The sequence below is a fragment of the Desulfoplanes sp. genome, from assembly GCF_054921335.1.
Map to the genome: position 1 here is coordinate 20231 of NZ_JBUDSQ010000028.1, position 15569 is coordinate 35799.

5 protein-coding genes are annotated in these 15569 nt (G+C 52.6%); 3 read left to right on the forward strand and 2 right to left on the reverse strand.

The window, feature by feature from the left end; genetic code table 11:
* Positions 1 to 30: 30 nt before the first annotated feature.
* Positions 31 to 1320: an adenosylmethionine--8-amino-7-oxononanoate transaminase gene (gene bioA, locus ACY692_RS08040; RefSeq protein ID WP_462324836.1), complete on the reverse strand. Its 1290-nt coding sequence runs from the start codon at positions 1318 to 1320 to the stop codon at positions 31 to 33.
* A gap of 253 nt (positions 1321 to 1573) precedes the next feature.
* The gene (locus tag ACY692_RS08045) at positions 1574 to 4780 is read right to left on the reverse strand and encodes a DEAD/DEAH box helicase (RefSeq protein WP_462324837.1); all 3207 of its coding nucleotides are present in this window, start codon (positions 4778 to 4780) and stop codon (positions 1574 to 1576) included.
* Positions 4781 to 5320: 540 nt separating this feature from the next.
* Here ACY692_RS08045 and ACY692_RS08050 point away from each other — a divergent pair.
* The 3 genes from ACY692_RS08050 to ACY692_RS08060 all read left to right on the forward strand — a co-directional run.
* Complete coding sequence (locus tag ACY692_RS08050) at positions 5321 to 6961, forward strand: peptide-binding protein (RefSeq protein ID WP_462324838.1); 1641 nt, start codon at positions 5321 to 5323, stop codon at positions 6959 to 6961.
* Between the two features lie 120 nt (positions 6962 to 7081).
* Positions 7082 to 9241: a RelA/SpoT family protein gene (locus ACY692_RS08055; protein WP_462324839.1), complete on the forward strand. Its 2160-nt coding sequence runs from the start codon at positions 7082 to 7084 to the stop codon at positions 9239 to 9241.
* Positions 9242 to 9792: 551 nt separating this feature from the next.
* A partial coding sequence (locus ACY692_RS08060) for a GDSL-type esterase/lipase family protein (RefSeq protein ID WP_462324840.1) occupies positions 9793 to 15569 on the forward strand: 5777 nt, incomplete at its 3' end.

The window sequence follows — 15569 nt, forward strand, 5'->3', positions numbered from 1 at the left end:
CCCATGCCCTTGCGGGCGGACTCCTGTCAATCACGGCTGCATGGCTACGACATCCCTGATGGCCCGGGTCAAACGGCTCAGGTCATCCGATCCGATGATATACGGCGGCATGATATAGATAAGGCGTCCAAAGGGACGTATCCACACACCCTGATCCACAAAAAATGCCTGTAACTTGGCCATGTCCACGGGATCATGCATCTCCACCACGCCGATCGCACCGATCACCCTGACATCGGCAACCTTTCCGGATGAACGGCACGGCTCGAGTTCCAGCCGGAGCTGATCGCCAATGTTCCTGATTGTTTTCTGCCATGGGGTGGACAGGAGAAGTTGCAGGGACGCGCAGGCAACCGAACATGCAAGGGGATTGCCCATGAAGGTGGGGCCGTGCATCAGGGAAGATGCCGAGCCGCTGGAAATGGTTTCTGCCACAGTGTCCGTGGTGAGCGTAGCTGCAAGGGTCATGTACCCCCCGGTGAGAGCCTTGCCCACGCACATGATGTCCGGGGTGATTTCCGCGTGTTCGCAGGCGAACATGGTCCCGGTTCTTCCAAAACCCGTTGCAATCTCATCGGCGATCAAGAGAACATTATGGGTGTTACAGAGCTCTCGCACCCGGGCGAGATACTCTGGCGCATAGAACCACATGCCTCCGGCCCCCTGAACGATGGGTTCGAGAATGACAGCGGCCAGCTCGTGAGCATGACGCTGTATGAGCATTTCGAATCCGTCTATACATTCCGGGGGGAAGGGCTGGTCGAATCTGCAGGCCGGGCGCGGCGCAAACACATGTTCAGGCAAGACGTGTCTGAAGATTTCGTGCATCCCCGTCACCGGGTCGCACACACTCATGGCCCCGAAGGTATCCCCGTGATACCCCCCACGGATGGTCATGAGTCGGTTTTTCTGGCCATACCCCTGAGAAAACCAGTACTGAAAGGCCATCTTGAGGGCCACTTCCACGGAAACCGACCCCGAATCCGCCGGAAAAACCCGAGTGATCCCGGCCGGTGCGAGATCGGTCAGCAAACGAGAAAGGGTGACCGCCGGCTCATGGGTCAGCCCGCCGAACATGACATGGGACATCTCTTTCATCTGATCGGCCAGTGCTTTGTTGAGCACCGGATGGTTGTACCCGTGGATGGCAGCCCACCAGGAAGACATCCCGTCGATGAGTTCCCGCCCGTCGGCCAGGGTGATACGAACCCCCCTGGCCGAACGAACCGGAAAGACCGGCAGGGGATCGATCATCGAGGTGTAGGGATGCCAGAGATGTTCTCGGTCAAATGCAAGAAGTTCGTTGGTGGATTGATACATGGTAGTATTCTTTTTATAGGAACTCCGAGCGGACGCTCGGCACTATGGTTACAAAGAGAGAGAAAAATAAGGACAGGTTGTGCAGCCTAACGACGATATATGTACTATGCAGAACGTGCGTTAGTGAAATTTGCACAGTGAACAGTCTTCATTGCGCAAAAAGATGTAACCATGCGCAAGCGTAGTTTTTCTATTGTGCATGGATCCGTGCAACTTTTTAGGTCAAGAACATTTTTATATGTGGAGTCTCTCCCTATACCTCAAACAACATCTCCAAATCATCCCTGGTCAAGGACTTCCATGCACTCTGACCGGGAATGATCGAATCGGCAATCCCCTTTTTCTGTTCTTGGAGCTTCAAGATCTTTTCCTCTACAGTATTTTCACAGATCATTTTGTAGGAAAAGACCTGTCTTGTCTGGCCGATGCGGTGGGTTCGGTCGGTCGCCTGGGCCTCTACTGCAGGATTCCACCACGGATCATAATGGACCACGTAGTCGGCCGAGGTCAGATTGAGACCCGTGCCGCCCGCCTTGAGAGAAATGAGGAAAATGGGGATATCCGGGTTGTTGTTAAACCGGTCTACTTGATCGAAACGGTCCTTGCTGGTGCCGTCGAGATAGGCGAAGGGGATTTCCTCGATGGTCAGCCAGGAGCGGATGATGTGCAGCATCTGGACGAACTGGGAGAAGACCAGCACCTTGTGGCCGTCCTCGATGATGGTCTGGGACAGATTCTTGAAGGCCTCGAATTTACCCGATGACATATTCGTGTTCACGCCCGGCATATCCAGCTTGAGCAATCGGGGGTGACAACAGATCTGCCTGAGTTTGAGCAAGGCGTCCAGGATGGACATCTGGCTGCCGGCCACTCCCTTCTCGTCCACCTTTTGCATGACCTGTTCCTTGAGCTTCTTGGCCAGGGCGGAATAGAGCTCTGTCTGCTCCTCGAGGAGGGCGGAGTAGAAAACGTTTTCGACCTTGGGGGGCAGATCCTTGGCCACCTCGGATTTTGTCCGGCGAAGAATGAACGGCTTCACTCGGGCCTGGAGGTAATCCAGGCTTTCCTGGTCCCCATCCTTGATCGGCTTGATGAATCCTTTCTGGAAGGCGGATTGCGAACCCAAAAAGCCGGGCATGAGGAATTCAAACAGGGACCAGAGTTCCAGAAGGTTGTTTTCGATGGGTGTTCCAGAGAGACAGAGCCGTAGCTTGGCATCGATTTTTCTGACCGAGCGGGCCGTGATCGTGTTCGGATTCTTGATATTCTGGGCCTCGTCAAGGATCACGCTGCTGTATTCGTACTTGAGTATTTCTTCCAGATCACGGCGCAACAGGGCATAAGTGGTCAGGACCAGTTCGGATTTGGGGATTTTTTTGAACAGTCCTTCCCGCCTGGATCCGTAAATGACCAGCCGTTTCATGTCCGGCACAAATTTTTGCGCCTCCCTTTCCCAGTTGGGCAAAACCGAGGTCGGCACGATGATCAGGTTGGGTTCCTTGGTCTTCTGGTTCTTCATGTACTGGAGGAAGGACAATGTCTGGATGGTTTTCCCCAGCCCCATTTCATCGGCCAGGATGCCCCCGAAATGGTATTCCTTGAGAAAATTGAGATAACTGAGCCCCTGGCACTGGTAAGGACGGAGGGTGGCCTGGACCTGTGAAGGGGTCTCGAGCTCCTTGATCTCCTTGAACGTGTGGATCTTATCCCTCAGGGTATCCCAGAAGGAATCCGCTTCGGTGTCCGGAATATCTTCGAGGATCTTGTCCAGGACCGGAGCCTCGAAATTTTGGAACTGCTTTTTGGGGGGCTTTTCCGGATCGAGTCCCATGGCATGGAGTTTGTGCCCCAGCCTTTCGAGCCACGGCTCCGGTAAGCCGGTGTACGATCCGTCTTTGAGCTGAACATAGCGTTTGCCGTTGGTCCATGCTTTCCAGATTTTTTCGATTGGAACGCTCAAATCGTCGTATTCGACGTTGATATCCAGGTTGAACCACTTGTCGTCATCCTGGGTCTCTACCTTGGCTACGACACTGGGCGGGGTCAATCTCACCTTGAACCGGGTCAGGTCCTTTTCCCCGAAGACCCGGTACTCCTCGATCACCTTGGGATAGGCGTCCAGGAGGAAGACAATGGCCTCCTCGGGCTCGAGGAACCACAGGGCATTGCTTCTGGACTGGAATCCCATGTCCACGAGCATGGTCAACAATTTTTCTTCTTTGTCCTGATCACGGCGTAAAAGAAAGGATTTGCCTTCGAACTGGTAGCTTCCGGTCTGGAAATCCTGGTTGGGTCCGGGCAGAGTGATTTCGCCGTGTTCTGTCTCGTAGATATTCTGGATCTCAAGGGTCAGCAGGCTCCCTTCCTCACCCAAAAACAGTTTTGGGTTATACGTGGCAGGGACGAAAATGGGGGCCATACGTTCCAAGAATTCATCCTGGCCGTAGAGATCCGATGACGGGATTTTGGTCCACACTCGGTCGAGAAATTCAGAAATATCGGAATTGGGGATGACCGGTTGTTCCGTGACCAATTCCTGGACCAGGCTCGGGGAAAGCCCGGTCTGCAGGGGATAGAAATTATGCTTCCAGCATACCCATAGGGGCAGGTTCCCGTAGAAATAGACCTCGTGACTGGTGATGGAGAAAGGAACCTTGCCTTCGCGGCCAAGCATGAGTTCAAACCCCAATCCCTCATCATTGATCCGTGGGCTGACCTGGAGCCGCATGGGGGTACTTTCGATACGTATCGGTGTTTCTGAATCCTGCCAGAAAAGATAATACTCCTTGCGGATGGCCCAAAAAAACCACGTCAGAAGTCCAAAGGGGATTTCCACCCGGTGGCCGTAATAGTCCAGATACTGTCCGATCTGTTCGCATACTCGGGGAAGCTGGGGAGAGACCTCGCACCAATTGGGATTACGGATGATCTGTTCGAGCGTGATGGGATTCTGGACCGTCGACAGTCCTGATTTATTTTGTCTTGCCCTGTAAAATTCAATCTGTAATCGTCCATTTTCGGGAAAAAAACGATATATTAGATAGTGTTGTCCTGCCTCTGGTTCTAGTTCGGTAGAAAAAAACAGTCTGAAATTTTGTTTCCAGTCTGTTTTTGGGCTGACGATATCACTCTCCTGGTCTTCAGAAAGCGTTTTTGAAAGCTTCACCAATGTCGCTGCCGCGTGCTTGCAGGCTCCGGTAAAGGATTCAGCACAGTTGCAATATACGTTGATATTCCCCTGATCCAGGTTGATTCCTATTTCCGAGTTGTATACTTGGAAATCATCACCTTGGATTTGTCCTTCAATATCCCAAGAAAACTCGTTTTTCTGGATATTGAGTTTTTGGATGCGATCGTCCATGACAATGGCCTTGGCACCCTCGAGGATATACTCGGGGATATTGTCGTTTATGTATTCACTCAGAAGAGTTCTAACTCTTTGCTCTTCTTGATTATTCATGAGATCTTCCGCTCCTTGAAACTCTATTGATTCGGATTTACATGCTTTTCTGTGACAATTCAGGAATCAGGATTGCGAATTTAAGAAATTACGTAACCATTCGGGTAGCTCTTCAAAAAATCAGAATCGGGTCCTGTATCTTAACATTTCTAAAATACGCCAATTTACTGAATTTGTTGATCAACACGCAGAGTAGTGTTGCATCATAAGATAGTATACCATCAAAATTTTATCCTGAACAGGTCCTCTTTTTTAAGAGATATTTTTTCGGCAGTCCGGTCCATCCTTCTTGACGGTTCGTCATCGGTCGGCTCCCCGGAGGATCCACAGACTTGCGACGGCGTGGGATGGAATGCCGGTGCTCCGAGAGTTGTATGATATAAACACAAAAAATTGTCATACGTTTTTACAACGAACAACAAACGATTGTGCCATTTAATCAAAGTCGGATTTTTTTTCAAGCACTTCCTGAAAATTATGTAGGCTGTGTCAGTATTTTTGGCATCCCGAAAAAACGAAAAATATATCAAGGGTATCACTATGCGATGGGTATGGATTTTTTTCTTCGTGGGAACCGGCCTCTGTCTCTTGGGATGTGATTCTTTTGAATCACCTCCATCCTTGTCCGATAAAGAGACCGCGCAATACCCAACAGACGGTCCGCCCCAGCCAGGGGGGAGAATCATAATGGGATCGATCGGCGAGCCGAGCAACCTCATCCCCCCTCTGGCCTCGGATGGGGCCTCGCATGAGGTGGCGGATTATATATACGTCGCCTTGCTGCGCTACAACAAAAACATTGAACTTGAACCCTGGGCGGCCCGTTCCTATGAGGTTTTCGACGGTGGACTCAGGTTCCGATTCCGGCTCCGCAAGGATATTCGCTGGTCCGACGGGGTTCCTTTGACAGCCGAGGATGTCCTGTTCACCTATCGACTCATGATCGATCCCGGAACACCCACCGCCTATGCCGAAAACTTTAAGGCCATCAAAAAATTCACCCTCCTTGATACATATACTTTTGAGGTCGAATACGCCCAGCCCTTTGCCCGCGCCTTGGTTACCTGGGCCTCCTCGATATTGCCCAAACATATCCTTGAAAACGAAAATCTTCTGGACACTCCCTACAGCCGGGCTCCGGTGGGGGCCGGACCGTACACACTCCAGGAATGGGAGCCGGGAAGAAGGATCGTGCTGACCTCCAACGAGGACTATTTCGAGGGAAGGCCGAATATCGACAGCGTGGTCTATCGGTTCATCCCCGATACCACGACCATGTTCATGGAGCTCAAGTCCGGCAATCTGGACATGATGGGGCTTTCCCCCCAGCAGTACCTTTTCCAGACCAAGGGTGACCAATGGGACCAGGCCTACCACAAATTCAGGTATCTCTCCTTGAGTTACACCTACCTCGGTTATAATCTCACCAGGGAACCCTTCGACAACGTGCTTGTCCGCCGGGCCATAGCCCATGCCATCGACAAAGAGGAAATTATCAAGGGGGTCCTGCTCGGTCTGGGGAAGACGACTATCGGGCCGTACAAACCCGGGACATGGGTCTACAACACAAAGATCACCGACTATGCGTATGATCCGGATGTAGCCAAAAATCTCTTGGAAGAAGCGGGGTGGACGGATAATGACGGGGATGGGTGGCTGGACAAAGATGGACGTCCCTTGGCTTTTACCATACTCACGAACCAGGGCAATACCTTGCGCATAAAAGCGGCAACCATCATCCAGTACCGTCTCAAGAAAATCGGGATCGATGTCAAAATCCGCACGGTCGAATGGGCTACCTTCATCAAGGAGTTCGTGGATAAGGGGCGTTTTGACGCCTTGTTGTTGGGGTGGAACATTGTTCAGGATCCCGATAGTTACAATGTCTGGCATTCTTCACGGGCGGTGGCCGGGGGACTCAATTTCGTGGGATACAAAAACCCCGAACTCGATGGGCTCCTTGAAAGGGGGCGTAGACTGCTGGATCCTGCCGCCAGAAAACCGGTATACGATCGGATCCAGGAAATTTTACACAGGGACCAACCCTATTGTTTTTTGTACGTGCCCATGTCCCTGCCCATAGTCCAGGCACGTTTCCAGGGGATCGAACCGGCCCCTGCAGGGATTACCTATAATTTCAACGACTGGTGGGTCCCCGAACGTCTGCAGAGAACGCGATAAAGAAAGACACCGGGCCACCCGTCCTTCCATCTCGATTGTCGGGCTTTCACAAAAACTCCATGTCTCCACAAGACGCACATTGCCTGACACGATAACGTTTCACTTGGATGACAACAGACCATGATTCGAATCAATGAAATATTGGACAAGGTAAGTACCTATCTTCCGCCCTCGGACCAGGGGCTGATCCAGAAGGCGTATATATTTTCAGCCTCCGCCCATGCCGGACAGATCAGGCTTTCCGGGGAACCCTATTTGTCCCATCCATTGGAGGTCGCCAATATTCTTGCCGGACTCCAACTCGATGCCCCGACCATCTCCGCAGGGCTTCTGCACGACACCATCGAAGACACCGTGGCGACCAGGGAAGATCTGGCCAAGCAATTTGGTGAGGATGTCGCCCATGTCGTGGATGGCGTGAGCAAGATCAGCAAGATGAAATTCGATTCCCGGGAGGAGGCCCAGGCTGAGAACATCCGCAAGATGATTCTGGCCATGGCGGACGACATTCGGGTGATCATGGTCAAGCTCGCTGACCGGTTGCACAACATGCGTACCCTGGAGTTCCAAAAAGAGATCAAGCAGCGACTGATCGCCCAGGAGACCATGGATATCTATGCTCCCCTGGCCAACCGCCTCGGTCTGTACATCCTCAAGATCCAGCTCGAAGACCTGAGCCTCCGCTATCAGAAACCCGACATCTACAGCCAGATCCAGGAAGGGCTCAAGCAACACCAGGTTGCCGGACAGGGATACATCGGCAATGTGTGTACGCTTCTTGGCGATCTGCTTGAAGAAAACAATGTCGACGGGACCGTATCCGGGCGGATCAAACACGCCTACAGCATTTACCACAAGATGAAGAGTCAGGGGCTGACCTTTGAACAGATCTACGACCTGATCGCCTTCAGGGTCAAAGTGAAGACCATAAAGGATTGCTATACCGTGCTCGGATTGGTCCATTCCCTCTGGAAACCGGTACCCGGACGTTTCAAGGATTATATCTCCATGCCCAAGGCCAATATGTACCAGAGCCTGCATACCACGGTCATTGGTCCCGAGGGAGAACGGATTGAAATCCAGATACGGACCGATGAGATGCACAAGCTTGCCGAATACGGTGTCGCGGCCCACTGGATCTACAAAGAAGGCTCAAGGCTCAAGGAAAAGGATGCGGACCGGTTTTCATGGTTGCGGCAGATACTCGACTGGCAGGGAGAACTGAAGAATCCGAGAGAGTTCATGTCTTCCCTTAGATTCGACCTTTTCCAGGATGAGGTCTACGTCTTCACCCCCCGGGGCCAGGTCAAGGAGTTACCCGAAGGGGCGACCCCGGTCGATTTCGCCTACACCATCCATACAGAGGTGGGCAACCAGTGTTCCGGGGCCAAGGTCAATGGGCGGTTGGTTCCCCTGAATACCCCGCTGGTCAATGGGGATACGGTGGAAATCATCACCACCCAGGGACGTCATCCCAGCAGCGACTGGATGCAGTTCGTGAAAACCGCCAAGGCCAGAACCCGGATCAAGCATTGGATGCGCACCGAAGAGCGGGCCCGCTCCATCTCCCTGGCCAAGGAGGTTTTGGAAAAAGAGGGGCGCAAATTGGGGATCAATTTCCCCAGGGTTCTCAAAAACGGCGATCTTGAACCCATCGCCAAGGACATGTCCCTAAAGACGGTGGAGGATCTCCTTTCCGCCGTGGGGTATGCCCGTATCACTCCCAAGCAGTTGCTCCACCAGCTCTTGCCCAAGGAGGAATCCAAACCGGAAACAGAGGAAGAAAAGGCCAGGGGCCAGGAAGCTGCCAGGGTCCGGGAAGAGAAAAAACGGACCTCGGAATCAATCCGTGTACGGGGTGTCGAGGATGTCCTGGTCCGTTTCGCCCAATGTTGCAATCCCGTCCCCGGTGATCCCATTGTCGGGTATATCAGTCGTGGACGGGGGGTGACCATCCATACGCAGGATTGTCCCAACGTGGCCAACATGGAGGAAGAGCGCCTCCTTGACGTCAGCTGGGAAGATTCCGGCCACCAACGGCTCCCGGTCAAAATCAAGATGAAATGCAAGAACCAGCGTGGGGTATTGGCCACAATAGCCAACCGGCTTGCCGAGGAAGACGTGAACATCGAATCGGGCAATTTCAAATCGGACATCGATGGGAACACGGAGATCTTTTTGACGGTCCAGGTCCGCGATACTACCCATCTTTACGAAACCATCGACAAATTAAGAAATCTTTCACCCGTTCTGGAGATCATACGTAAGACCACGGATTGATCCACGGGCAATCCCTTCCGTGACTGGAGTGGGATTCCCATGCCCCCTGTTGTTTGTTGATGTAGTACGTGCCGAACCGTGTCCGTAAAATCCGGCACATTCTGTTTTATGCGGAGGAAAGCCCGGGAATTGTCCCGGGCTTTCCTCTTTTTGTATCTATAGTACATTGAATATGTTCGCAAAAATTATATCTATATTTTGGAAACAAAAATGCAAGATATAAATTGATAGAGAAAAACCACATTGCACCGTTGGGTATGAAAAAATCTGCTGACTATTCGATCATACGGATAGCGATAAAGGCATATGGACCGTGAACCGTTGAACAGATTTTTGGGAACAGGGACGCGACATCTATTCGATAGTCTGCCAGGATTCGTAACAAGGGAGGGGTGATGAAATGGTTAGATGTTTTGAAAACGGTGTTTGTCATTTTTTGCATACCGTTCGCAATAACGAGGAGTGTCCATGCCTTTTACAGCCCTTCATATACGATCATGCCCCTTGGTAACTCGATCACTCGAGGATACGGGGAGTCGGATCCATCAGGTATGTATTATAATGGTTATAGAAAACCACTCTATGAATTCTTTCGTGCAGAAGGATACGACATCGATTATGTCGGTTTGCAACAGGCGGGCCGGTTTGAAGATCCGGACAACGAGTCTTTTGGGGGAAGAACTGCCGATGAACTAGGTGCCAATATTTACGGTTGGCTTGAAAGCAATCCTGCCGATATCGTCCTTTTACACATAGGAACCAACGATATTACCGCCCACCAAGCACCGTACGAAATCGTCACAGAGGTGGAGACCGTTCTCGATGAAATCGATAGGTACGATGGAGAAACGATAGTCCTCGTTGCCCAGATCATCAATCTGGTCGAGGAGGATGGTGCGGAGATCTATCGCAATAGCACCTCGGAGTTCAACTCGTTGCTGGCAGATATGGTCCGGGAACGTCTCGGAGCAGGGGATAAACTTGTCCTGGTCAACCAGGAGGAACCCTTGGACTATTCATTGGGAAGTACGGATTTCTTCGATATGCGCCATCCCTCGGAAATCGGATACCAAAAAATGGCCGATACCTGGTATTGGCCCCTCAAGGATGTCCTGGACCGGTCCGATCTGCCCCCATTGGAAGCTGGAGAGTTCGCGGCCGATCATTCCTGGCGAAGAATCACCTTCGAGCGTAGATACCTTGATCCTGTTGTCGTCGTCAGCCCCATGGGATCAGGGGATGATGACCCCGGAGTGGTTCGGGTCCGTAATGTCAATGCAACGGGATGTGACATCCGTATCCAAGGATGGGACTACCTGTCTGACGACCATGGCCCGGAACAGATTGGGTATGTCATTGTGGAGCGGGGCTGTTATACATTGAACGATGGGACCATGGTCTGCGCAGATTACATGGACACGGATCTGACGCAGGAATTTGGGGAGGTTCTTTTTACCAACGCCTTTGTCCAGGCCCCTGTTGTCCTGGCGAGCATTAGCACACAAAACGAGAACGACGCTGTTTCTCTACGTATCGACACGGTACAAAACTGGGGATTTACATGCAGAATGCAGGAACAGGAAAGCAATATCCAGTCCCATGGGGTCGAAAGGGTATCATATATCGCCTGGGAGCCGTCCCAGGGTTCGTTGCACGATATTTCCTTCGAGGTACGTCGTATCGAAACGGCGGTTTCCAATGTACCGGACCGGCTTGCCTTTTCGACTCCCTTTGGATCCTCCCCCGTATTCATTGGCACGTTCCAGAGTTTTTACGGGAGCGATCCCTGCACCCTACGCTGGCTGGATAGGGACCCCTCGGGGATCTCCCTCTACGCCCAAGAGGAGTGTTCCCTGGACCAGGAAACCGAACACCGGGGTGAATCTCTGGGCTATCTCGCCCTTGTTTCCAAAAAGTCCGATATCGATGCGGACCTCGACCTTATTCCCGATTCTGAAGAGATTGGCATCTATGGAACCGACCCTTCACGCCAGGATACGGACGATGACGGGATCGGGGATGGCGAAGAGTTGGCCTACTGGGGTTCGCTATGGAACGGTGATTTTGACCGGGACGGGCTGATCCAGATCCTGGATCCGGATTCGGATAACGACGGAGATACCGATGGATATGAGATCAACAATGGTTTCGATCCACTGGATCCCGCGTCCGTCTCGCAGGGAAAGATACTGCCGAAGATCGATTCCGGGGTGATCGTTGTCGAGGGGGTATGGCAGCGTGTTGGATTTACATATACCTACAACGATCCCGTTGTGGTGGCAGGACCCCTGGGGGTCAACGAGGACGAACCGGCGACCATCAGAATCCGTAATGTGGACGCAAACGGGTTTGAAATAAAGATCCAGGAGTGGGGATACCAAGACAATGTCCACATCGGAGAGACCGTTGGATACCTGGTCATGGAACGTGGCAAGTACACTCTCGATGGAGGCGTGAGGGTGTGTGCGGACAGATTTACCACCCCCTCTTCAGGGGCCCGTTTACAGGTTGATTACCCCCAGGTCTTCAGTACGGATCCTGTGGTCCTCGCTTCGATGACCAGCGTGAATGAGAGCGAGGCGGTTGTCGGTCGGCTTTCAGAAATAAGCGTGTACGGTTTTGAATATGGATTGCAGGAAGAGGAACAGAGTGACCAGACACATGCCCAGGAAACCGTCTCGTATATTGCCTGGGAGACCTCCGCGGGGATTTTGGGGAATCTGGCTTTTGAAGTCGGGAGGACAAACGATGTCGTTACGGATGCGCCCCATTCTGTCGACTTTGCATCCTCTTTTAACGGCCACCCCGGATGGGTCGCGGGTATGCAGACGATGATAGGAACCGATCCCTGCAATGTGCGCTGTGTCGATATATCGCCGACAGGGGGTGATGTATTCATCGATGAAGAACAATCGGACAATGATGAAACCGGACACTACGGTGAGTCGGTCGGCTATATCGTCTTTTCCGCCGACCCTTCTGATGTGGATGGTGACGGCGACGGTATTCCCAATAACGAAGAAGCCGATTACGGGACCGATCCCACCTATCCGGATTCGGATAACGACGGCCTGCTCGACGGCGAGGAAGTGGGCTATTGGGGAACCTCCTGGAATCAGGATCCAGATGGGGACGGAATGGTCAATCTTCTGGATCCGGATGCGGATGGGGATGGTGATCTGGACGGGTATGAAATCGAAAACGGGTATGATCCGGCAGATCCGCGCTCCTGTTCTCCCAACCAGACCGAACTGACCGTGACCATGGGGGAAATCCGGCTCGGGACCCAATGGGAGCGGGTCGAATTCGGACACACCTTTGTCCATCCCATCGTGGTTGCCGGCCCCATAGGATTTGCCCAGAGTGGTCCGGCCATGGTCAGGATCCGTAATCTGAACGCCACCGGGTGCGAAATGGCGCTCAGGGAATGGGGATATCAAGACGGTGTCCACGGGGTCGAGGATGTGGGGTATTTTGTTATGGAGCAGGGGAGGTATATCCTTGGTGACGGGACACGGGTCTGTGGGGGGGTGATCGACACCAACGGCGGGGGGGTGCTCAATTTTCAGTTCAATCAGCAATTCAACCAGATACCGTTGGTTTTCAGTTCGATGATCACGGAAAACGATGCTTCTCCGGCAGTGGGGCGCTTGGGGAGTATCACCAAGACCGGGTTCGAATATCTGCTCATGGAAGAGGAGGCCGGTGACCAGGTCCATGGAAGTGAGATGGTCGCCTATATAGCCTGGGAAGAATTTTCAGGAACCGTGGACGGAACAACTTTTAGCGTGGTCAAACACCCTAAAGACGTGACACATAATTTTCAGACCATATCCTTTGGCCAATCCTTCACCGTGCCTCCGGTCTTTTTGGCGGACATGCAGACCTTCAACGGTGATAACACGGCCAATCTCAGGTTCCGGAACAAGACGTCCTCGGGGGTGGATATCAAGATAGAGGAGGAACAATCTTTTGATACGGAAACCGCACATGTGGGGGAACAGGTCGGGTACATGGTTTTTCCGCATTATCTGATAGACGACGATGTGGACAGTGACGGGCTGGGGAATGATGACGAAGAAACAATCTATGGGACCAATGCCACCGTTGCCGACACCGATGGTGATGGGATCATCGATGGCGAAGAACTCGCCTATTGGGGGGATGTTTGGAATACGGACACGGACAACGACGGTTTGTACAATCTTGTTGACCCCGATTCGGACGATGACGGAAGTCCGGACGGATACGAAAAACTCCATGGGTACGACCCCCTTGATCCGGATTCCTTTCCTCCGGATGAGGGAGCGATAGCCTTTGAATATGGGGAGACAACGGCTGATACGGCCTGGAAACGGATCGCTTTCCAGGAGACGTTCCGGGACCCGGTGGTTGTGGCCGGCCCCATGGGGTATTACGATACCCAGCCGGCGACCGTTTGCATCCGCAATGTCGATACGACCGGCTGTGAAATCCGGATCAAGGAGTGGAATTGTCAGGACGGCATACACGCACCGGAGTCCCTGACCTATATGGTCATGGAGCATGGGGAGTACGTTCTTGAAGACGGTACCCGCGTGAACGCTGGTTACAGAGAAATCCAGGGGGGTGGATCCGTTTTAGTCACCTTCAGCGAGCCCTGTACCGTGGAACCTGTGGTCGTTACCGCCGTGATGACACAAAGGGAATCCGATCCCGTTGTGGGCAGAATATCGGCAATCACCCCACATGGGTTCACCTATCTTCTTCAGGAAGAGGAGCAAGGGGACCAGATCCATGGTTTGGAAACCGTGGGATACATTGCCTGGGAGCCGTTTTCCGGCATCCTTGGGAATCTGGCTGTCGATGTTGGCCAGACGAGCACGTCCATGGATCACATCCTGCGGGGGATCGATTTCAATCGATCCTTTGTCGGCGTGCCCGGCGTCCTGGCCGATATGCAGACATGCCATGGGGATAACACCTGTAATCTGCGCTATGGGGAGACCAATGCACAAACGATCGGAGTGATGGTCAAGGAGGAGCAATCCTTTGATGACGAGATGGACCACGTGGCCGCGGAAATGGTGGGTTTTATCGCTTGCTCCGGCCATCCCGACGATGTGGACCTGGATCGGGACGGTATCGACAACGACCGTGAATCGGAGCTCTTCGGCACCATGCCGGACGATGATGATTCCGACGGTGACGGTTTGAAAGATGGTCAAGAGGTGCAATACTGGGGCGATGGCTGGGATGACGATATAGACGGTGACGGGATATCCAATCTTCTTGATCCGGATGCGGACAACGATGGCGATTATGACGGGTATGAGATACTCATGAACACTGATCCCGCCGATCCTTTGTCCGTCTCTCCCAGCAGCACAGATGTTGTTTTTGGGGTGGGAGAGATCCTTGTCGGGGATGCCTGGCAGCATATCGTTTTTACGACCGGATTCACCAATCCGGTCTTCGTTGCCGGCCCGATGGGCTCGAACGATGTTCTACCCGCCACGGTCAGGGTCAGGAATCTGAACGCCACAGGATGCGATATCCGTATCCAGCCGTGGGATTACCAGAGTACGGGGCATGCAAGTGAACAATTGGGATATCTGGTCATGGAGGAGGGAAAATATTCCCTTGCCGACGGTACGCGATTATGTGCAGAAAATATCGACATCCAGCAGGGTTCCGGCCAATCGGTAGCCTTTAACCAGGTTTTCAAAGGGGTTCCACGGATTTTTGCTTCTGTGGTCACCTGCAATGATCCCTCTGCGGTCATTGGACGGACCGACAAAATCACCCAAAACGGTTTCTCCTACCTGTTGCAAGAACAGGAATCCGGCGATCAGCTCCACGCCCCGGAAACGATTTCATATATCGCCTGGGAAGATTATTCCGGTACCGTGAACGGATACCGGTTCAACATCGGTTTGGCCGCATCACCCATCACACACGAAATGCAGGATGTACCATTGGATGATGGTTTTACAATGCCTCCGGTTCTTTTGGCCGACATGCAAGGTATTGCGGGAGGAAATCCCGCGAATGTGCGGCACGGTCACAAGACAGTGACAACCGTAGGATTGGCCGTTGTCGAAGAAGAATCCGCAGATGCGGAACTGGACCACTATGGTGAACAGGTGGCCTATATCGTGTGTACCCATGCTTCGGCCCTGCAGGATCTTGATGACGACGGGTTGTCCAACCTACAGGAGACAACTACCTATGGAACCGATCCCGACGATCCTGATTCCGACAACGACGGGATGGCAGATGGCGATGAAGTTGCCTATTGGGGGGATGCATGGAATCAGGATCTTGACGGCGACGGATTGATCAACCT

What these genes read in the sequence shown, in the direction of transcription:
- bioA (WP_462324836.1), bottom strand. Translation starts at nt 1,320, where the DNA reads ATGTATCAATCCACCAACGAACTTCTTGCATTTGACCGAGAACATCTC.
- ACY692_RS08045 (WP_462324837.1), bottom strand. Translation starts at nt 4,780, where the DNA reads ATGAATAATCAAGAAGAGCAAAGAGTTAGAACTCTTCTGAGTGAATAC.
- ACY692_RS08050 (WP_462324838.1), top strand. Translation starts at nt 5,321, where the DNA reads ATGCGATGGGTATGGATTTTTTTCTTCGTGGGAACCGGCCTCTGTCTC.
- ACY692_RS08055 (WP_462324839.1), top strand. Translation starts at nt 7,082, where the DNA reads ATGATTCGAATCAATGAAATATTGGACAAGGTAAGTACCTATCTTCCG.